This window comes from Dechloromonas denitrificans (assembly GCF_020510685.1).
Lineage (GTDB): Bacteria > Pseudomonadota > Gammaproteobacteria > Burkholderiales > Rhodocyclaceae > Azonexus > Azonexus denitrificans_A.
Map to the genome: position 1 here is coordinate 1,336,493 of NZ_CP075185.1, position 20,581 is coordinate 1,357,073.

The 20,581-nt window shown below is 62.7% G+C and carries 18 protein-coding genes; 9 read left to right on the forward strand and 9 right to left on the reverse strand.

Features of this window, described 5'->3' with window-relative positions; all coding sequences use genetic code 11:
- Positions 1-7: 7 nt before the first annotated feature.
- The 9 genes from KI611_RS06425 (at position 8) to KI611_RS06465 (ending at position 10,308) form a co-directional block, all read left to right on the forward strand.
- A complete protein-coding gene (locus tag KI611_RS06425) occupies positions 8-718 on the forward strand; it encodes a succinate dehydrogenase iron-sulfur subunit (RefSeq protein ID WP_226418999.1) in 711 nt (236 codons plus the stop codon).
- Entirely contained in the window at positions 718-960 is a 243-nt protein-coding gene (locus KI611_RS06430; RefSeq protein ID WP_226419000.1) for a succinate dehydrogenase assembly factor 2, read from the forward strand. Before KI611_RS06425 ends, KI611_RS06430 begins: the two co-directional genes overlap by 1 nt.
- An 85-nt stretch (positions 961-1,045) precedes the next feature.
- On the forward strand, positions 1,046-2,344 hold the full coding sequence (gene gltA / locus KI611_RS06435; RefSeq protein ID WP_226419001.1) for a citrate synthase: 1,299 nt from the start codon (positions 1,046-1,048) through the stop codon (positions 2,342-2,344).
- Positions 2,345-2,449: 105 nt separating this feature from the next.
- The gene (locus tag KI611_RS06440) at positions 2,450-5,281 is read left to right on the forward strand and encodes a 2-oxoglutarate dehydrogenase E1 component (protein WP_226419002.1); all 2,832 of its coding nucleotides are present in this window, start codon (positions 2,450-2,452) and stop codon (positions 5,279-5,281) included.
- Positions 5,282-5,305: 24 nt separating this feature from the next.
- Positions 5,306-6,541: a 2-oxoglutarate dehydrogenase complex dihydrolipoyllysine-residue succinyltransferase gene (odhB, locus tag KI611_RS06445; protein ID WP_226419003.1), complete on the forward strand. Its 1,236-nt coding sequence runs from the start codon at positions 5,306-5,308 to the stop codon at positions 6,539-6,541.
- Between the two features lie 72 nt (positions 6,542-6,613).
- On the forward strand, positions 6,614-8,038 hold the full coding sequence (lpdA, locus tag KI611_RS06450; RefSeq protein WP_226419004.1) for a dihydrolipoyl dehydrogenase: 1,425 nt from the start codon (positions 6,614-6,616) through the stop codon (positions 8,036-8,038).
- 95 nt (positions 8,039-8,133) lie between these two features.
- Positions 8,134-9,252, forward strand: a complete 1,119-nt coding sequence (zapE, locus tag KI611_RS06455; protein WP_226419005.1) for a cell division protein ZapE — start codon at positions 8,134-8,136, stop codon at positions 9,250-9,252.
- A gap of 10 nt (positions 9,253-9,262) precedes the next feature.
- Positions 9,263-10,066 (forward strand): hypothetical protein, encoded by an 804-nt coding sequence (locus KI611_RS06460; RefSeq protein WP_226419006.1) that lies wholly within the window; start codon positions 9,263-9,265, stop codon positions 10,064-10,066.
- Positions 10,063-10,308, forward strand: coding sequence for a hypothetical protein (locus KI611_RS06465; RefSeq protein ID WP_226419007.1), 246 nt, complete (start codon positions 10,063-10,065; stop codon positions 10,306-10,308). The genes KI611_RS06460 and KI611_RS06465 overlap by 4 nt, the downstream gene beginning before the upstream one ends.
- A gap of 67 nt (positions 10,309-10,375) precedes the next feature.
- Here KI611_RS06465 and KI611_RS06470 read toward each other — a convergent pair whose 3' ends face one another.
- The 9 genes from KI611_RS06470 to prfB all read right to left on the reverse strand — a co-directional run bounded on the left by KI611_RS06470 (position 10,376) and on the right by prfB (position 20,439).
- Positions 10,376-11,647, reverse strand: a complete 1,272-nt coding sequence (locus tag KI611_RS06470; RefSeq protein ID WP_226419008.1) for an O-acetylhomoserine aminocarboxypropyltransferase/cysteine synthase family protein — start codon at positions 11,645-11,647, stop codon at positions 10,376-10,378.
- A 72-nt stretch (positions 11,648-11,719) separates the two neighbouring features.
- Positions 11,720-12,595 carry a hypothetical protein gene (locus KI611_RS06475; RefSeq protein ID WP_226419009.1) on the reverse strand — a complete coding sequence of 292 codons (876 nt, stop codon included), beginning with the start codon at positions 12,593-12,595 and terminating at the stop codon, positions 11,720-11,722.
- 194 nt (positions 12,596-12,789) lie between these two features.
- On the reverse strand, positions 12,790-14,706 hold the full coding sequence (gene mnmC, locus KI611_RS06480) for a bifunctional tRNA (5-methylaminomethyl-2-thiouridine)(34)-methyltransferase MnmD/FAD-dependent 5-carboxymethylaminomethyl-2-thiouridine(34) oxidoreductase MnmC (RefSeq protein ID WP_226419010.1): 1,917 nt from the start codon (positions 14,704-14,706) through the stop codon (positions 12,790-12,792).
- Entirely contained in the window at positions 14,706-15,206 is a 501-nt protein-coding gene (locus KI611_RS06485; RefSeq protein WP_226419011.1) for a hypothetical protein, read from the reverse strand. The genes mnmC and KI611_RS06485 overlap by 1 nt, the downstream gene beginning before the upstream one ends.
- The gene (locus KI611_RS06490) at positions 15,207-16,004 is read right to left on the reverse strand and encodes a hypothetical protein (RefSeq protein ID WP_226419012.1); all 798 of its coding nucleotides are present in this window, start codon (positions 16,002-16,004) and stop codon (positions 15,207-15,209) included.
- Positions 16,005-16,116: 112 nt separating this feature from the next.
- Positions 16,117-17,634, reverse strand: coding sequence for a lysine--tRNA ligase (lysS, locus tag KI611_RS06495; protein ID WP_226419013.1), 1,518 nt, complete (start codon positions 17,632-17,634; stop codon positions 16,117-16,119).
- Between the two features lie 93 nt (positions 17,635-17,727).
- Entirely contained in the window at positions 17,728-18,054 is a 327-nt protein-coding gene (locus tag KI611_RS06500) for a cupin (protein WP_226419014.1), read from the reverse strand.
- Between the two features lie 2 nt (positions 18,055-18,056).
- Positions 18,057-19,313 carry a hypothetical protein gene (locus KI611_RS06505; protein ID WP_226419015.1) on the reverse strand — a complete coding sequence of 419 codons (1,257 nt, stop codon included), beginning with the start codon at positions 19,311-19,313 and terminating at the stop codon, positions 18,057-18,059.
- A gap of 21 nt (positions 19,314-19,334) precedes the next feature.
- Positions 19,335-20,439 (reverse strand): peptide chain release factor 2 gene (gene prfB / locus KI611_RS06510; RefSeq protein WP_226419016.1). Its coding sequence is split into 2 segments (ribosomal slippage): positions 19,335-20,357 and positions 20,359-20,439, totalling 1,104 coding nucleotides; the frame shifts between segments, so codons are not numbered across the junction.
- Positions 20,440-20,581 lie beyond the last annotated feature (142 nt).

The following is a 20,581-nucleotide window of genomic DNA, read 5'->3' on the forward strand; positions in this document are numbered from 1 at the left end:
GTTCAGAATGAGCAAACGCATGGTTCAATTCAGTATCTATCGCTACGATCCGGACAAGGACGACGCGCCCTACATGCAGGACATCTCGGTCGAGCTAGATCCGACCGACCGCAAGCTGCTGGACGCGCTGACCAAGCTGAAGGCCAAGGACGATACGATCTCCTACCGGCGCTCCTGCCGCGAAGGTGTCTGTGGCTCGGATGCCATGAACATCAACGGCAAGAATGGCCTGGCCTGCCTGACCGACATCGACAGCCTGAAGCAGCCGATCGTGCTGCGGCCGCTGCCGGCGCTGCCGGTCATCCGCGACCTGATCGTCGACATGACGCAGTTCTTCAAGCAGTACCACTCGATCAAGCCGTACCTGATCAACAACGATCCGCCGCCGGAACGCGAACGTCTGCAGTCGCCGGAAGACCGTGAAGAACTGAATGGTCTCTACGAGTGCATCCTGTGTGCCTGCTGTTCGACGGCCTGCCCGTCGTTCTGGTGGAACCCGGACAAGTTCGTCGGCCCGGCCGGCCTGCTGGCTGCTTACCGCTTCATCGCCGATACGCGCGACCAGGCGACCAACGAGCGTCTCGACAACCTCGAAGACCCGTATCGCCTGTTCCGTTGCCATACCATCATGAACTGTGTTGACGTATGTCCGAAGGGTCTGAATCCGACCAAGGCCATCGGCAAAATCAAGGACATGATGGTTCGCCGCGCTGTCTGATGGAAAGAAAAGACTACGAACGCCTGCGTTGGCGCTGTATCCGTCGCGGCCTGCTCGAGGTCGATATCGCGCTGACGCGCTTTCTCGACCAGCAGTTCGAGCAGCTGAACGAAGAGCAGCAGCAGGCGTTCGTGGAGCTTGCCGACATGGAGGATCATGACCTCTGGCACCTGATCAGCGGTCAGGCCGAGTGTGATGATCCCCGGTTGGAGCCAATCGTGGCAATGCTTCGTAAGAGTTGAGTAAGGTTGGCGTTTTAACTTAGGAACGTTGACCGCTTTTTTTGGCAGTGCAGTGATAACCAACACCTGAACAGGGAATAGAACCATGACGACCGAACGCAAGGCAACTTTGACAATCGATGGACTGGCGCCCGTCGATTTCCCGATCATGTCCCCGACGCACGGCAATGACTGCGTCGATATTCGTACGCTGGGCGGCAAGACCGGCTTGTTCACCTACGACTCCGGTTTCCTCTCCACCGCCAGCTGCAAGTCCACGATTACCTTCATCGACGGTGACAAAGGCGAGTTGCTGTATCGCGGTTACCCGATCGAACAACTGGCCGAAAACTGCAACTTCCTCGAAGTCACCTATCTGCTGAAGAATGGTGAGCTGCCGAACGCCAAGCAGAAGAGCGATTTCGAAACCACCATCAAGAAGCACACGATGGTGCATGAGCAACTGACCAAGTTCTTCTCCGGTTTCCGTCGCGATGCCCACCCGATGGCCGTGATGACCGGTGTGGTTGGCGCGCTGTCCGCCTTCTACCACGACGCGATGGACTTTTCCGATGCTGAACATCGCAATATCAGCTTCAATCGTCTGGTTGCCAAGCTGCCGACCATCGTCGCCATGGCTTACAAGTACAACACCGGCGCCCCGTTCATGTATCCGGACAACGATCTGGACTACACCGCCAATTTCATGCGCATGATGTTCGGTAACCCGTGCGAGAAATACGCGCCGAATCCGGTGCTGGTCAATGCGCTCGACACCATTTTCACGCTGCACGCCGATCACGAGCAGAACGCCTCGACCTCGACGGTGCGCCTGGCTGGTTCCTCCGGTGCCAACCCGTTCGCCTGTATCGCTGCCGGTATCGCTTGCCTGTGGGGCCCGGCGCACGGTGGGGCAAACGAAGCCTGTCTGCAGATGCTCGAACAGATCGGCGACGTTTCCCGTGTTGGCGAGTACATCAACCGCGCCAAGGACAAGAACGACTCCTTCAAGCTGATGGGTTTCGGTCACCGTGTCTACAAGAACTTCGATCCGCGTGCCAAGCTGATGCGCAAAGTTTGTTTCGAAGTCCTGTCCGAACTGGGCCTGGAAAACGATCGCCTGTTCAAGCTGGCCATGGAACTGGAAAAGATCGCTCTGGAAGATCCGTACTTCGTCGAGAAGAAACTCTACCCGAACGTCGACTTCTACTCCGGCATCGTCCAGAAGGCGATCGGCATTCCGACCGAAATGTTCACCTGTATCTTCGCGCTGGCCCGTACGGTTGGCTGGATGACGCAGTGGGAAGAAATGATCACCGATCCGGAATACAAGATCGGCCGGCCGCGCCAGCTGTACATCGGCGCCGCCAAGCGCAACGTGGTACCGCTCGCCCAACGCGGCTAAGTTGAAAATCGGGCGGCCGTTTGGTCGCCCTTTTTCTACCTGCGGAGTTCTGTCACTCCGCGACCCGCAGCTACCCAAAAAGACAACACCCTCAAGGGGACGCCAATGACTACGATGAATCAACTGTTCGACAGCACGATGTTCTTCGGCGGCAATGCGCCGTTTGTTGAAGAACTGTACGAAAATTATCTCGACAATCCGACCGCTGTGCCGGCGGAGTGGCGTGATTATTTTGACCGCCTGGCCCAGATGCCCGGCTTTGTTGCTCGTGATGTGGCGCATGCGCCGGTCATTGCAGCCTTCGCCGAGCTGGCCAAGGATGGTGGTTTCCGTCCGGCTGCCGCGACTGGTGGCGACAACAAGAAACAATCCGCAGTGGGGCAGCTGGTTACTGCTTACCGCTCGATGGGTACCCGCTGGGCCGATCTCGATCCGCTGAAGCGCTTGCCGCGTCCGAAGATCGAAGAACTCGAACTGGGTTTTTACGGGTTTTCCGATGCCGATCTGAACCAGACCTTCAGTGTCGGTTCCCTGAAAGGCCTGCCGGACAACGCCAAGCTCGGCGACATTCTCGAAACGCTGAAACAAACCTATTGTGGTTCGGTCGGCATCGAGTACATGTACATGACCGAGTACACCGAAAAGCGCTGGTTACAGGAGCGTCTCGAGACCATCCGCTCGCGCCCGACCTATTCGGCCGACCAGAAGAAACGTATTCTCGAACGGCTGACCGCGGCCGAAACGCTGGAGCGTTACCTGCACACCAAGTATGTCGGCCAGAAGCGTTTCTCGCTCGAAGGCGGTGAATCGCTGATCGTCGCCATGGACGAAACCATCCGGGCTGGCGGCAACTTCGGTGTTGACGAAATCGTCATCGGCATGGCCCACCGCGGTCGTCTGAACGTGCTGGTCAATACGCTGGGCAAGGCCCCGTCCATGCTGTTCTCCGAATTCGAAGGCAAGAAGAAGAGCGATCTGTCGGCTGGCGACGTCAAGTACCACATGGGTTTCTCGTCCGACGTGTCGACGTCGACCGGCCCATGCCACCTGACGCTGGCTTTCAACCCGTCGCACCTGGAAATCGTCAACCCGGTGGTCGAAGGCTCGGTTTACGCCCGTCAGGTTCGCCGTGGCCAAGGCAGCAAGTCCAAGGTCCTGCCAGTCATTATCCACGGCGACTCGGCTGTTGCCGGCCAGGGCGTCAATCAGGAAATGCTCAATTTTGCGCAGACCCGCGGCTACGGCACGGGCGGCACGCTGCATATCGTGGTGAACAACCAGATCGGTTTTACCACCAGCGACCCGCGCGACTATCGCTCCGGCCATTACTGTACCGACATCTTCAAGATGGCCGATGCGCCGATCTTCCACGTCAATGGTGACGATCCGGAAGCAGTCGCGCTGGTCACCCAGCTTGCCGTCGAGTTCCGCCAGACCTTCAAGAAGGATGTCGTGATCGATATCCTGTGCTTCCGCAAGCTCGGCCACAACGAGCAGGACGAGCCGATGGTCACCCAGCCGCTGATGTACAAGAAGATCGCCAAGCATCCGGGCACCCGCAAGGTTTATGGCGACAAGCTGATTGCCGAAGGCGTGCTGCCGGCCGATGGTCCGGACCTGATGATCAAGGAGTACCGCGAACATCTGGACAAGGGCGAACTGTTGTACAACCCGGTGCTGGCCGGCTACAAGCATCCGAACATGATCGACTGGACGCCGTTCCTGCCGAAAAAATACATCGAAACCTGCGATACGACGGTGCCGATGAAGGAGCTGCAGCGTCTTTCCCAGCGCCTGACGACCCTGCCTGAGGGTTTCACGCTGCACTCCCGTGTGAAGAAGATCGCCGAAGACCGCGCCGCGATGGGCGAGGGCAAGCTGCCGGTTGACTGGGGCATGGCCGAAAATCTGGCGTACGCCTCGCTGCTGGTTTCCGGCTACGGTGTTCGCATCTCCGGTGAAGACGTCGGCCGTGGCACTTTCTTCCACCGCCATGCGGCTTTCCACGACCAGAACCGCGAAAACTGGGACGAAGGCACCTACCTGCCGCTGCAGAACCTGCAGGAAAAGCAGGCCGGCTTCCAGTGCTTCGACTCGGTGCTGTCCGAAGAAGCTGTGCTCGCCTTCGATTACGGTTACGCCACCGCCAATCCGTACGAGCTGGTTATCTGGGAAGGCCAGTTTGGCGACTTCGCCAACGGCGCCCAAGTCGTCATCGACCAGTTCATTTCTTCCGGTGAGGCCAAGTGGGGTCGGGCCTGCGGCCTGGTCATGCTGTTGCCCCACGGTTACGAAGGTCAGGGTCCAGAGCACTCGTCGGCTCGCCTCGAACGCTACATGCAGGCCTGCGCCGAGATGAACATGGAAGTCTGCGTGCCGTCGAATGCCGCGCAGGTATTCCACATGCTGCGCCGTCAAGCCGTGCGTATGCAGCGCAAGCCGTTGATCGTCATGACGCCGAAGTCGCTGCTGCGCCACAAGGATGCCGCCTCATCGCTCGAAGAACTGGCCAACGGCGAGTTCCAGCGGGTTATCGGTGAAGTCGATGCGATTGACGCCAAGAAGGTCAAGCGCGTCATCCTCTGTTCCGGCAAAGTTTATTACGACCTGGTCGCCGCCCGTCGCGAGAAGAAGATCAGCGACATCGCCATCGTCCGTATCGAGCAGCTCTATCCCTTCCCGAAGGATTCTCTCGAGAAGGAAATGGCGAAGTATCCGAAAGCCAGCGAAGTCGTCTGGTGTCAGGAAGAGCCGCGCAACCAGGGCGCCTGGTACTGGTTCGCCTCGCGTCACCATCTTGACACTGCTTTGGGTGCCAAGAAGCTGCTGCTGGTCGCCCGTCCGGCATCGCCGTCGCCGGCTGTCGGTTACCTGGCCAAGCATAACGAGCAACAAAAGGCACTGATCGAGTCCGCACTGGGCAAGATCGAGTACTAATAACTAAAGCAGAGTGGAGTCACTATGATCATCGAAGTACAAGTTCCGCAACTGTCCGAATCCGTTGCCGAAGGCACGCTGGCCTCGTGGAAAAAGAAAATCGGCGATGCCGTTGCTCGCGACGAAATCCTCATCGATATCGAGACCGACAAGGTTGTCCTCGAAGTTCCGTCGCCGGGTGCTGGCGTGCTGGTCGAGATCGTCAAGGCGGACGGCGAGACGGTCGTCTCCGGCGAACTGATTGCCCGCATCGATACCGAAGCCAAGGCTGGTGCAACCGCCCCGGCGGCTGAAGCGCCGAAGGCCGCGGCCACCGCAACTGCTCCGGCAGCGGCTGCTGCTGCGCCGGCCGGTACGGCCAGCCCGTCGGCCCGCAAGATCCTTGACGAAAAGGGTGTTGCCGCCGCCGATGTCACCGGTTCCGGCCGTGGCGGCCGGGTCACTAAGGAAGATGCCGTGGCTGCCCAGCCGAAATCTGCCGCGCCGTCTGGCCCGGTCGTCGCAGCAACTGCCGCTACGGTAGCCCTGCCGACCCCGGCAACCGGTGTCGATACCGGCCCGCGCACCGAACAGCGCGTCCCGATGTCGCGTCTGCGCGCCCGCATCGCCGAACGCCTGCTGCAGTCGCAGGCGACCAACGCCATCCTGACCACGTTCAACGAAGTGAACATGGGCCCGATCATGGCGCTGCGCAAGCAATATGGCGAGAAGTTCGAGAAGGCCCACGGCGTTCGCCTCGGCTTCATGGGTTTCTTCGTCAAGGCTGCCTGCGCCGCCCTGCAGAAGTTCCCGGTTCTCAACGCTTCGGTCGACGGCAATGACGTGGTCTATCACGGCTACATCGACATCGGTATCGCGGTCGGTTCGCCGCGCGGCCTGGTCGTGCCGATCATCCGCAATGCCGACCAGATGAGCATCGCCGAAATCGAGAAGAAGATTGCCGAATTCGGCGCCAAGGCCAAGGATGGCAAGCTGTCCATCGAAGACCTGACCGGCGGCACGTTCTCGATCTCCAACGGTGGCATCTTTGGTTCGATGATGTCGACGCCGATCATCAATCCGCCGCAATCCGCGATCCTCGGCATTCATGCCACCAAGGACCGGGCGATGGTTGAAAACGGTCAGGTTGTCGTCCGCCCGATCAACTATCTCGCGATGTCCTACGACCACCGCATCATCGACGGCCGCGAAGCCGTGCTTGGTCTGGTGACCATGAAGGAAGCGCTGGAAGATCCGTCGCGCCTGCTCCTCGGCGTCTAATCATTCTGCGCCGGCGCCAGTTCCCGGAGGGGACTGGCGCCTTTTGCACATCTGAGATCTGAAAGGATATTCATGTCCAAGCAATTCGACGTCCTCGTCATTGGTGGTGGCCCCGGTGGTTATGTCGCGGCGATCCGCGCTGCCCAACTCGGTTTTGCTACCGCCTGCTGCGAATCCAATCCCTATGCCGATCCGAAGGGCGAACCGCGCCTCGGCGGCACCTGCCTGAACGTCGGCTGCATTCCGTCGAAGGCGCTGCTCCATACCTCGCACCTGTTCGAAGAAGCTGGTCACAGCTTTGAAGCCCAGGGCATCAAGGTCGGCAAGCCGAGCATCGACGTGCCGGTGATGAAGGGCCGCAAGGACACCATCGTTACCCAGCTGACCTCCGGTATCAAGGGCCTGTTCAAGAAGAACAAGGTCACCATGCTGCCCGGCCATGGCTCATTCGTGGCCAAGGAAGGCGATCTGTGGAAGGTCAAGGTTGGTGGCGAGGAAGTGCTGGCCAAGCAGGTCATCGTGGCGACCGGCTCGAAGCCCAGGCATCTGCCGAACGTCCCGGTCGACCAGAAAATCGTCATGGACAACGAAGGCGCGCTGAATCAGGAATCCGTGCCGAAGAAGCTGGCCATTATCGGTGCCGGCGTTATCGGTCTGGAAATGGGGTCGGTGTGGCGGCGGGTTGGCGCGGAAGTGACCATTCTCGAAGCGATGCCTGACTTCCTGTCGTTTGCCGATCAGGATATCGCCAAGGAAGCGGCCAAGCTGTTTGGCAAGCAGGGTCTGAACATTCATACCGGCGTCAAGATTGGCGAGATCAAGACGACCAAGAAGGGCGTTTCGATTGCCTACGAAACCAAGGACGGCAAAGCTGAGAAGCTCGATGCCGATCGCCTGATCGTCTCGATTGGCCGGGTGCCCAATACCGACGGCCTGAATGCCGAAGCGGTCGGTCTGAAGCTCGATGGCCGCGGCTTTGTCGAGGTCGATGGCCACTGCAAGTCGAATCTGCCGGGTGTCTGGGCGGTCGGCGACGTGGTGCGCGGCCCGATGCTGGCCCACAAGGCGATGGAAGAGGGCGTCATGGTGGCCGAATTGATCGCCGGCCAGGCCGGTCACTGCAATTTCGACACCATTCCCGGCGTCATCTACACCGCGCCGGAAATCGCCTGGGTTGGCAAGAGTGAGCAGCAATTGAAGGCCGATGGCGTGGCCTACAAGGTCGGCAAGATCCCGTTCATGGCCAACGGCCGGGCGCTCGGCATGGGCGAACCGTCCGGCTTCGTCAAGATGCTGGCCTGTGCGCAGACCGACCGTATCCTCGGCGTCCATATCATCGGCGCGAATGCCTCCGAACTGATTTCCGAAGCCGTGGTGGCGATGGAATTCGGTGGTGCCTCGGAAGACCTGGCGCGCATCTGCCACGCTCACCCGACGCTGTCGGAAGCGGTGCACGAAGCCGCGCTGGCTTGCGACAAGCGTCCGCTGCACTTCTAAGCACGACGTTCCAAGCCTTCAGGGCGGGTTGCGGCAACGCACCCGCCCTTTTATTTTGCGACAATACATCTTTCGTTACCCCTGAATTGCCCCCGATGCCCCATAGAAAACTCAATGTCGCCGCGCAGGGCATGCTCGACGCCTACAAGAATCTTCTCGATGCCCGCGGCTATATCGCCGATGCTGCCCAGCTGACGGCTGCCAGCGCCTTGCAGGACCTCTATACAAATCTGCTCTCGTTCAAGGTAAACCGCAGCAGTACCTTCAAACGCCTGCTGACTCCGCCGAAGCCGCCGAAGGGCGTCTATTTCTGGGGCGGCGTCGGGCGCGGCAAGAGTTTCCTGATGGACTGCTTTTACGATTCCGTGCCTTATCGCCGGAAAAGACGCATTCATTTCCATGCCTTCATGCAGCAGATTCACCGTGACCTGGAGCAATACAAGGGCGAAGCCGACCCCGTCGTCAAGGTTGCCGAGCAAATCGCCCGCGAGGTCAGGCTGCTCTGTTTCGACGAATTCCACGTGTCCGACATCGCCGATGCGATGATCCTCGGCCGCCTGATGGAAGGCCTGTTCGCCAAGGGAGTGATCCTGGTCATGACCTCGAATTACCCGCCTGACCGGCTTTATCCGAACGGCCTGCATCGCGAGAGCTTTCTGCCGACCATTGCGCTGCTCAACACGCATCTCGATGTCTTCGAAGTCGAGGCCGGTGTCGACTATCGGCTGCGCGCCCTGGAGCAGGTCGAAATCTTTCACTACCCGGCCGATGCGGCTGCCGAAAAGAAGATGTTCGAATACTTCCGCATGGTGGCCGGTGAGGATGGCAAGAAGGGCGGGCAGGTCGAAATCCTCGGCCGGAACGTCGAGACGTTGCGCCGTGGGCATGGTGTGATCTGGTTCGATTTCCGGACCCTGTGCGGCGGCCCGCGCTCGCAGAACGATTACCTCGAAATCGCCCGGGCTTACCATACGGTACTGCTCTCGCATATCCCGAGAATGACCCAGCATCAGGCCTCGGAAGCCCGCCGTTTCACCTGGCTGGTCGATGTCTTCTATGACCACAAGGTCAAGCTGATCGCCACCGCCGATTGCGCTCCCGAGGCGCTCTATACGGAAGGCACGCAGGCCAGCGAGTTTGCCCGCACGGTCAGCCGCCTGACCGAGATGCATTCGAAGGAATATCTCGCTTTGCCGCACCTGACGACGGCGTGAGGAGTTACCGATGAAATTCGCCCTGAAAATGCTGTTGTCCGCCGCCATCGCGCTGTGGGTCGGCTTGGTCGCCGCCCAGCAACTGGAAGTCATCGAACTAAAGAGCCAGACCGTCGACCAGGTATTGCCTATCCTGCTGCCGCTGGTCGAGCCGGGTGGGACGCTGAGCGGGACGAACAACCAGCTCTTTCTGCGCGCTTCGCCGAGGAACCGGGCCGAGATCAAGCGGGCGCTGGCGGCGATCGACAAGCCGACGCGGCGGCTGATCATCCGCGTCGCTGAAAACCGGCAAGCCGAGGATGCCGAGCGCGGTGCAGCGGCCAGTGGGCAGGTGGTACTCGGCAGCACGCGCCGTTCGAATGTCGAAGCACGCGTCTGGGACACCAAGAGCGTCAGAGGCGATAGTGCCGGGCAAATGGTGCAGACTGTCGAAGGCGGCGAGGCCTTCATCCAGATTGGCCGCTCGCTACCGATTCCGATGCGTCAGGTGGTGATCGGTCCCGGTGGCGCGGTGATCAACGAGACCGTGCTCTACCGCGATGTCGGGCGCGGGTTTTACGCGACGCCGCGCTTGAACGGCAATCGGGTGACCCTCGATATTACCCAGCAGGCCGACCGCCCGGCGGGCTACGGCCGGGGTACTATCGATACCCAGCGCTTGTCGACCACCGTTTCCGGTCGGCTCGGCGAATGGATCGAACTGGGTGGTGGCGGCCGCCAGGCAACCGGCAAGCAGAGCGGAACGCTCAGCCTGTCAACGAGCGATGCCCGCGACAATCGCTCAATCTGGCTCATGGTGGAGGAAGTGGAGTGAATAATCTGAAACGTCACATCGGACAAAAAGTGGCGCTGGTCGCGGCGGTTTTTTGTGCCGTGCTGGCCCTGCCGGTTTTCGGTGTTTTTTTCTGGCTGTGGCGCGAGCGCGGTCTGACCGACACGTGGACGCCGAGTGCGCTGACCACGGTTATCTTCCTTGGCTTCTGCGCCATCGTGCTCTACGTGGTGAGCCGGCCGCAGCCGCCATTGCCGGCGTCGAACGGCGCGGTCGACGGCTGAAATAATTCGAGTTGCAAAAACAAAACCCGGCGCCAGGCCGGGTTTTGTTTTGTGCGGTGCTGAAAGATCAGGCGGCGTTCAAGGCCTGATCGAGATCGGCGATCAGGTCGTCGATATGCTCGATGCCGACCGAGAGCCGGATCATGTCTTCGGACACGCCGGCCTTGGTCAGTTCGGCCGGCGACAACTGGCGGTGCGTCGTCGACGCCGGATGGCAGGCCAGCGTCTTGCAGTCGCCGATGTTGACCAGCCGGGTTACCAGTTGCAACGCATCCTGGAACTTGCCGCCGGCGACGCTGCCGCCCTTGACACCGAAGTTCAGAATGCCGGATGCGCGGCCGCCCATGTACTTCTGGACCAATGCATGGTCCTTGTGATCGGGCAGGCCGGCGTAATTGACCCAGCCGACCTTCGGATGGTTTTGCAGGAACTTGGCGATGGCCAGCGTGTTTTCGCAGGTGCGGTCCATGCGCAGGGCCAGCGTTTCGATGCCCTGGAGGATCAGGAAGGCGTTGAACGGGCTGATCGCGGCGCCCATGTTGCGCAGCGGCACGACGCGGGCGCGGCCGATGTAGGCGGCGGCGCCGAGGGCTTCGGTATAGACGACGCCATGGTAGGAAACGTCCGGCTCGTTGAGGCGCTTGAATTTGGTCTTGTGCTCGGCCCACGGGAATTTGCCGCTATCGACGATGATCCCGCCGATACTGTTGCCGTGGCCGCCGAGGTATTTGGTCAGCGCGTGGACGACGATGTCGGCACCATGCTCGAACGGGCGGCACAGGTACGGTGACGGCACGGTGTTGTCGACAATGACCGGCACGCCATGTTTGTGGGCGATTTCGGCGAGTTTTTCGAAATCGGTGACATTGCCCAGCGGATTGCCGACCGATTCGCAGAAGACGGCCTTGGTCTTGCCGTCGATCAGCTTTTCGAAGGCATCCGGGTCGCGGTAGTCGGCGAAGCGGACGTCGATGCCGTATTGCGGCAGGGTATGGGCGAACAGATTGTAGGTGCCGCCGTACAGCGTGCTCGAGGTGACGATGTTGTCGCCGGCTTCGGCGATGGTCATGATCGCGGCGGTGATCGCCGCCATGCCGGATGCCATGGCCAGAGCGGCGATGCCGCCTTCCATCTCGGCCACGCGCTTTTCCAGCACGTCCTGGGTCGGATTCATGATCCGGGTGTAGATGTTGCCGGGAACCTTCAGGTCGAACAGGTCGGCACCATGCTGGGTGCTGTCGAAGGCATAGGAGGTCGTCTGGTAAATCGGCACCGCGACGGCCTTGGTGGTCGGATCGGGCGAGTAGCCCCCGTGGACGGCAATGGTCTCAATCTTCATGCGTGTCTCTCTTCTTTGTCGGCGTGAAAAGGAAGAGTTTAGCAGGGCCGCCTGCCGGGCGGAGAGCGTGCGTCAGATGAAAATGTAGCGATGGGTGTGGGTTTCCCGCTGCAATGCCTGCAAGGCGTCGGCCGCCGAAAAACGGATCAAGCAGACCAGCCATTGACGCCGGTCGCTGCAGTGGAGCATCGGCAGGCTGGCCGGCGGCTCGCTGGATGCCGCGGCCGGTGCCCCGGGCATGCTGATCCCGCTGCCTTCGAGGCGGAAGAAGCGTTCCGGCGTGTTCAGCCAGGCGATCAGGCCGCGCAGCAGATTGTCGGGGGTCAGTTCCTGGGCGGCATAGACGAATTCCGGCTCGTCGGCCGTTTCGATGGTTTTGGCCACGTCATGGCGGAGGTTCCATTCCCATTCGAGCTTGAGCAGGCGTTCCTTGCGCCGAAGTTTCTCGACGTGTTCGGTAAAGTTCCGCAACAGCCGGTCGAAGGCTGCCCGGCGCAGCGCTTCCCGGGCATCGGAATCGCTCGGCGCCAGACTGTGCAGCACATGGTCGGCAAAGCCGGCCACCGCACCATTGGCCGGCTTGCAGCGCATGCCGAGCAGGGCGTGAATCTCGTCGTGGCCACCGCGCGCCAGCTCCGGCAGGGTTTCCTTGACGGCCAGGCTGCGTCCGAATGCGCGGCCGATCTCGTCGGCCTCGGGGAACAGCGTGGAGACCACCGGATCGGTGCCGAACAACTGTTCCGAGACGGCAGCCGGGCCGGGCAGCGCGGCAATCTGTCGGTCAAGATAGGCGAGCATGCCCTCGATGGCCGGTATCACCAGCTTGGTAAAGTCGCGGGCCTCCTCGATATTGCCGCCGACGGTGGCAATGACTTGGGCAAGCAGGGGATGTTGCTGCGCGGCGGCTGGTTCGCCGACGCGAATGAAACGAGCAATTTTGCCGAACATCGTCGTACAACTCCTGAAATGAAACGATCGCTTTCAAGGGGCTGGGGAGAAAAACGCTGCCTGACCGGCGCTACGCCTGCTGCAACGCTGGATATGGCAACTTTGTCGTTATCGGGGAATGGTCTGCAGCGAGTGAGGTTTTATTACACGAGGATCGCTCTGTCAATGCCAATGTCAAGGCGAAGCGGCTCGTCTCAGGTATCGTCGCCCGCTTCGCTTGGCGCTTGCTTGGCCTTGAGCAGGAAGCGGCCGGGGGCGAGCGCATCGACCAGGTCGTTGGCCAGCGGCAGCGGTTCGCCTTCGATCTGGCTGACCAGCAGGTCGGCCATCAGCGCCGACCAGACGATGCCGCGCGCTCCAAAGCCCTGCACGCACCACAGGCCCGGCTGGCGGGGCAGGGTATGCAGACGGTGGTGGCCGTGGCCGGCGGCGCTGGCCTCCGGTACCGGGCCAACGATCGGCATGCGGTCGGGCGACATCGGGCGGAAGCCGACGCGGCCATGCAGGCCGGCCGGCTCGATGGCCTCGGTGAAGCCCGGCAGCAGGCGGTTGATGCGTTCGAGGTTGGCGCGATGGTCGGCCTGTCGTTCATTCGGGTCGAGGTCGCCGTCCTGCTGGGTGGCGCCGATCAGGCAGAGGCCGTCGACCTCGGGCATGGCATAGCCCGGTTTGCCGACGACGACCGCCGCCAGCGACGCGGTGGTCCGGGCCGGCAGATGGCTGACCTGACCGCGGGCAGCATACTGCGGCAGCCAGGCGAATTGAGCGAAGCGCGGCGCGGCCACGCCGCTCGCCATGATCAGCACCGGCGCTTCGGCCAGTACGGCGCCGGATGCGGCGATGGCTTGCCAGCCGCTATCGGTCTTCGCCAGACGTTCCACCGGCGCATTGAAACGTACCGTGATGCGTTCCGGGAAGGCCGCCAGGGCGGCCCGGCAGACCGATGGCGGTTGCACCCAGCCACCGTCCGGGAACCACCAGCCGCCGGCCGTGACGGGCCAGCCGAGGTGGTGGCTGGCGGCTGTGCGATCGGCGAATTGCAATAGTTCGGGCGGCCAGCCGAGCGCCTCGACGGCGCGGCGTTGCTGCGCTTCATGCTCGGCATCGCGCCCGACATGCAAGACGCCGCAGGCGGCCCAGCGGGCGCCCGGCAGTTCGGTCAGCAGGGCGCGGGTCGCCAGGTAGCCGGCACGGGTCAGGCGCGAAAGGCGGTTGTCGTCGGCGCTGGGCAGTGGCCGGAAGACTCCGGCCAGGTTGCTGGAGGCGCCGTTGGCCGGGGCGGCGGCCTGTTCGAGTACGGTGACCTGCCAGCCAGCGGCAGCCAGGCGGTAGGTCGTCGTGCTGCCGGCGATCCCGGCCCCGATGACGATGGCCCGGCGGTCGGTCGGCGCGGCGTGGCGGTTCGGGCGTTGCGAGCGGAAACGGCCGACCAGCATCTGCCGTTTGCCGGCAAAACCGGGGCGTTTCCGGATCTCGAATTCGGCGTCGTTGAGCGCCGTCCGCACCGCGCCGGCCACCGTCCAGGTGGCCAGCGTGGCGCCCGGGGCAGCCAGCCGGGTGAGGCCCCGGCACAGATAGGGCGACCACAATTCCGGATTCTTGGCCGGCGAGAAGCCGTCGAGAAAGAAGGCGTCCACCGAAGCATTGACCGTGCGCAACTGCGTCGCGGCATCGCCGAAGATCAGGGTCAGGACGACCTGGCCGGCATCGAGGTGCAGGCGGTGCATGCCCGGCGTCAGGACCGGCCAGTGCTGTTGCAGTTGGCCGGCGCACTCGGCGAACTCCGGCCAGGCCTGGTGGGCAATGGCGAGGTCGGCGGCAGTGAACGGGTGTTTCTCGAAGGAGACGAAATGCAGGCGGCGGCTGCGCTGCGGATCGGCGCGCCAGGCCTGCCAGGTGGCCAGGAAATTCAGGCCGAGTCCGAAGCCGGTTTCGAGAATGACGAAGCGGTCCTTGCCTTGCCAGCGCTGCGGCAGTTCGTTGCCGCCGAGGAAGACGTAGCGCGACTGGGCCGGGCCGCCGTAGGCCGAGTGATACTGATCGTCATAGGCCGTCGAGTACGGCGTGCCGCAGGTGGCGTATTCGAGGCGGGCGGGCTGCAGCTTGTCCACTAATGGAGCAGGGATGATGGCCCGCCGGGGCCGGCAATGGCGGCCGGGGCATCGTAGTCGAGGAGCAGATCCCATTGCGCCTGCTCGCTGGCGGCGTGGAGCATGGCGCACAGGATCTGCAGCAACTCGGCGTCGAGATCCAGCGTGAAACTGCGTTCCCGGCCTTCGCGCAGCGTGAATCGGGCCTCGCCTGGCGCGCCGGCTTCGAGCGTCGCCTCGCTGGCCAGCAACGGCGTGCTGCCGAGCGGATAGCGGGGGTGATCCTCGCGGAACGGTTCGGCGAAGCCGGCCGCCTCGGCCTCCGGCTCACTCTCGGGCAGGGCGGCCGGCGCGGCTGCGCCGAGATGGCCGCTCAGCATGGCAGTCAGGTGCGGCCAGATTTCACGCAGGAAGTGGCGGGTGAAATAGATCCGGAACTCTTCGTTGGCCTCGGTGCCGATGCGCAGCACCAGGCGATCCTGGACACTGTCGTTGGCGATCTGGAGCTGATGCAGGTCCATTTATTTCACGCCATCCAGCACGTCGACCAGAATCAGTACCCGGCGGATGCCTTTCTTCGACCAGCGCTGAAAGAGGCCGGCGACCGCGGCGAGTCGCTTGAGCACCGGCCGGGCGCGGCGAATGACCTGTTTGATTTCCGGATCCGGGTTGGCCGCGAAATAGCTGTCGAGCAGTTGCGGCAGCAACTGGCGGGATTCGCTTTCGGTAATCGGCCCGGCCAGCGAGATGGAATTCAGGAACAGCACGAGATCGGCCGTCTGGGCGGCGCTCAAGGGCAGGAATTCGCCGAAATTCTCTTCGAAGTCGATGCGGTAGCTCAAACCGTCGTGCAGTGTGATGTTCTTGATCTGGGCGCCGCCATGCCACTGACCGGCCCGGTGGAATTCGCCCAGTTCGCCGGCCAGCCGGGTCAGTTCGCTACGCCAGGTGGCTGCCGGCCAGTCTTCCAGTAGCGTGGCAACGACCGTGCCGCAGTAGTCAAGGATAAAGAATTCCGGGGTGACCAGCACCACCCGCGGCACGCGGACGCCTGCTTTGGCCAGTGCCTTCAGGCGATTGGCTTCGAAATCCATGCTCCCGGCTGCTTCCGCCAGGGCCAGGGTGCTCAGCGGCAAGGGCTGGCCGGTCAGGCGCTTGACCAGCCAGCGCATGAACAGCGTCTGCAGCAGCTTGCGCGGCTTTGCCGCCAGCTTCTTGACGACATAGCGTCGACCGGCGTGGTCGAACACCAGGGCGCGACTGGGGTGGGCCGCCAAAGCCGCCCGGGCGGCGGCTTGGAGGGTTTGTTCTTCGTTCACTAATAGCCCGTGGTCGAGCGAGCGCAGCCAAGACAAGGCGCAGCCGAGTGCCGCATAGCAGCGCTATGCAAACTCGGCTGCAACGCCGTATTGGCAAGCGCAGCCGACCACATCATTCGGGACGCATTTGGGGGAAGAGAATGACATCGCGAATCGCTGCCGCATCGGTCAGCAGCATGATCAGCCGGTCGATGCCGATGCCGCAACCGCCGGTCGGCGGCAGGCCGTATTCGAGGGCGCGGATGAAGTCGGCGTCGTAGTACATCGCTTCCTCGTCGCCGGCATCCTTGGCCTTGGCCTGTTCGGCAAAGCGCGCCGCCTGGTCTTCGGCGTCGTTCAGCTCGGAGAAGCCATTGGCGATTTCGCGGCCGACGATGAACAGTTCGAAGCGTTCGGTGATGTCCGGGTTGCTGTCCGAGGCACGGGCCAGCGGCGACACTTCGACCGGGTAGTCGATGATGAAGGTCGGCTCCCAGAGCAGGGCTTCGGCGGTTTCCTCGAAGAACAGCAGTTGCAGGCTGCCGAGGCCCGGCGTGCCGCGCATTTCGACCTTGCGGGCGGTTAGCTGCTCGCGCAGCCAGTCGGCGTCGTTGAGCTGGGATTCGCTGTACTGCGGGCAGTATTTCAACACGGCCTGGACCATGGTCAGGCGATGGAAGGGCTTGGATAGATCGAGTTCGCGGCCCTGATAGGTGAACACTTCGCGGTCCAGCGCCTCGCGGGCGGCGTGGCGCAGCAGGCCTTCGGTGAAATTCATCAGCGTCTGGTAGTTGGCATACGCTTCATAGAATTCCATCATCGTGAATTCCGGATTGTGGCGCGGGCTGAGGCCTTCGTTGCGGAAGTTGCGGTTGATTTCGAAGACCTTCTCGAAACCGCCGACGACCAGGCGCTTCAGGTACAGCTCGGGGGCGATGCGCAGGAACTGCTGCATGTCGAGCGCGTTGTGGTGCGTGACGAAGGGCTTGGCCGAGGCGCCGCCGGGGATCGGGTGCATCATCGGCGTTTCGACTTCGAGGAAGCCGTGGCCATTCATGTAGTTGCGGATCGAGGCGACGATGCGGCTGCGGGCGAGGAAGGTGAAACGGGTTTCCTCGTTCATGATCAGATCGACGTAACGCTGGCGGTATTTCATTTCCTGGTCGGCCAGGCCGTGGAACTTGTCCGGCAGCGGGCGCAGCGACTTGGTCAGCAGGCGGATTTCGGCGGCCTGAATGCTCAGCTCGCCGGTCTTGGTCTTCATCAGCGTACCGACGACGCCGACGATGTCGCCGAGATCCCAGGTCTTGAAGTCGGCATAGACTTCTTCGCCGACCCGGTCGCGGGTGACGTAGATCTGGATGCGGCCGGAGAGATCCTGCAACGTGGCGAACGAGGCCTTGCCCATGACGCGCTTCAGCATCATGCGGCCGGCGACCTTCACTTCGACCGGCAGTTCGGCCAGTTCTTCGGTCGTCTTGCCATCGTAGCCTTCGAGCAGCTTGGCGGCGGTGTTCTCGCGCTGGAAGTCGTTCGGGAAGGCTTTTCCGGTCTTGCGCCATTCGGCGAGCTTGGCACGGCGCTCGGCGATGAGCTGGTTTTCGTCCTGTTGAACCGGGACTTGCTGTTCGGCGTTGTCGGTGGTGGCCATGCGGATAGTCCTTGGAAATGGGGGGTTGCTGCGGTGGACCGCGTAGAACCCTGAATTTTCGCCGATTTGGCCGTTCAGGGAAAGCGTGCCGCGTTAGTTGGCCGCGTAATGAATGGCCAGCCAGACCGTCGGCTGATCCGGCAGCGTCCAGTCAACGCGGTGTCGGCGGTGTGGCGCGATATCGATGAAGTCGCCGGCCTGCAAGCGGCGCGGGTCGGTTTCGTCGGCAAAACGGAGCTGCGCTTCGCCCTGCAGGAGGAGCACCCACTCGCCGTCCGGCTGGTCGTACCAGAAGTCGGGCGGACTGCGGTGGCCGGTCGATACGATGCGCTCGATGCGCAGCCCGGGTCGGGCGAGCAGTTCGGTGAACTGTTCGGCGGTCAGCTGGGTCGGCAGGGCGGCGAGAAGATTGGTCAGCATGCTCAGGATTTTCCGCTCGGGCGATAGAGGGGCAGCGCGGCGAGGCGGCGGTCGATTTCGGCGACGATTTGCCGGTAGGCCGGGCTGCCGGTGTCGCCAAAGCGCTGGCGGAACTCGCGTTGGCCGAGGCCTTCCGGCAAACCGGCCAGCGATGGCGCAAGATCGCTGTCTACGAAGGGCGTTTTCAGCAACTGGTCGAGCTTGTCCGGCGGGCCGAGCAGCAACTCGCCAAAGGCCGTTCCGGCCCGGTCGGCGGCGAGATCGGCAAAAGAGAAGCCGCTGCCGTGGTGGGCATCGGCAATTTCCTTGTAGAGCCCGATCGCCTCGGCAATCGGTTCGCCGGCCCAGGCGGCCAGTGCTGCCGAGACGACGAAATGCTGGGCGCTGTCGCCGCGCCCGAGCAGCGTCGGCATGACCGGGCGAACCTTCGGCCAGTTGGCGGCTTCCGGGATCAGCGCGGCGAGATTTTTTTCCGATAGATAGGCGGCCAGCACGAAGATGGCGGCCCGCCGGTTGGCGCGCTGGTCGCTGCCGTCGATGTCGAGCAGCGGGCCGAGCAGGGCCGGCAGAGCGACCCGGGCGCCGGGGCGATGGTGGTCAAGGAGGCCGGCCAGCATTTCGTGGGCCGAGCGGATACGGGCCAGATCCTCGGGGTTGACGGCGATCGAGCGGGCCCGCTCGAGCAGGGCCGGTTCCCAGATGTAGCCGACGATGACGCGGTGGCGCTCGGGTTCGAAGCGGAGTTCCTGGACGGCGGCCAGGGCGAGGGTCAGTTCCCGCTGGTAGCCGGCCAGGCGAAATCCGCCATGCAGCGCCAGTTCGAGCAAGGCCGGCGGGATCGGCAGGCGGCCGAGACGGGCGCTGGAAATGTGCGGCTGGCCGGCGACTTCCTGCACCATCGCGCTGATGTTCAGGAAGCGATTGCCGGGCAGCAGCGGCGGTTGCAGCGTCAGGCGGATCTCGGCCGAATTTTCGCCGAGCAGCAAGGCGCCCCGGCCGTGCAGGAAGCGCGTCGCGACATGGTTGATGCCTTCGTCGATCAGCGCGGCGGGAATGGCGGTGCGGCGTGCCTCGCCGGAGCGTAGCCGGCGCGGATCGTTGGTCAGCAACAGCCAGCGGGCCTCGGCCACCGATTGCGGCGAGATGGTCGCGCTACGGCTGACCAGCGGCGTGCTGTCGAGCGCCGTCAGGACCAGCAGGATGGCGGCCAGCACGAGCAGAAGCAGCGTGCCGGCCAGCCAGGCGAGGAGGCGCATCACTGAGCGATGGCCGCGACGGCCTTAAACGCCCTGTTTCAGGCTGGCCTCGATAAACGGATCGAGGTCGCCATCGAGGACACCCTGGGTATTGCCGGTTTCGTAGTTGGTGCGCAGATCCTTGATGCGCGACTGGTCGAGCACGTAGGAACGGATCTGGTGGCCCCAGCCGATGTCGGACTTGGCATCTTCCAGCTTTTGCTGTTCGGCCTGCTGCTTGCGCAGCTCGAACTCGTAGATGCGGGCGCGCAGCATCTGCCAGGCTTCGTCGCGGTTGCGGTGCTGCGAACGGTCGTTCTGGCACTGGACGACGATGCCGGTCGGCACGTGGGTCAGACGGACGGCGGAGTCGGTCTTGTTGATGTGCTGACCGCCGGCGCCGGAAGCGCGGTAGGTGTCGGTGCGCACGTCGGAGGGGTTGATGTTGATCTCGATCGAATCATCGACTTCCGGGAACACGAAAATGCTGGTAAACGAGGTGTGGCGCCGGGCGGCCGAGTCGAACGGCGACTTGCGGACCAGCCGGTGGATGCCGGTTTCGGTACGCAGCGTGCCGTAGGCGTAGTCGCCGGTGAACTTGATGGTGGCGCCCTTGATGCCGGCGACTTCACCTTCCGATTCTTCCATCACTTCGACCGTGAAGCCCTTCTTTTCGCCGTATTTCAGGTACATGCGCAGCAGCATCGAGGCCCAGTCCTGGGCTTCGGTACCACCGGCGCCGGCCTGGATTTCCAGGAAGCAGGGGCTGGGATCCATCGGGTTGTTGAACATCCGGCGGAATTCGAGGGCGGCGATCTTCTTTTCGGTTTCGGCGTTATCGGCCTCGACCGCATGCAGCGTCTCGTCGTCGCCTTCTTCCTTGCCCATGGCGAACAGTTCGCGGCCGTCGTCGAGGCTGCCTTGTACGGCCTCCAGAACGAGCACGATGTCTTCCAGCGCTTTTTTCTCGCGGCCCAGTTCCTGGGCGCGTTTCGGATCGTCCCAGATCTTGGGATCTTCCATCTCCTGGTTGAGGAGGGTCAGGCGTTCGCGTTTGTGATCGTAGTCAAAGATACCTCCGCAGCTCGGCGGCGCGTTGCGCCAGATCGTCGAGCTTGTTGGAGATGCTGTTGAGTTGTTCGGCTTCCATGAGGCTAATTCCAGTGCATTGCAAAGGCGGGATTATAGCTGGCGAGCGCCCGGAATATGACCGGCCTGTTACCCGGGGCATTCGGCCGGGGCTGCGGCGAGATCGACAGGCACCAGGGCGGTGCGCGGTCGGTGCGGATTTT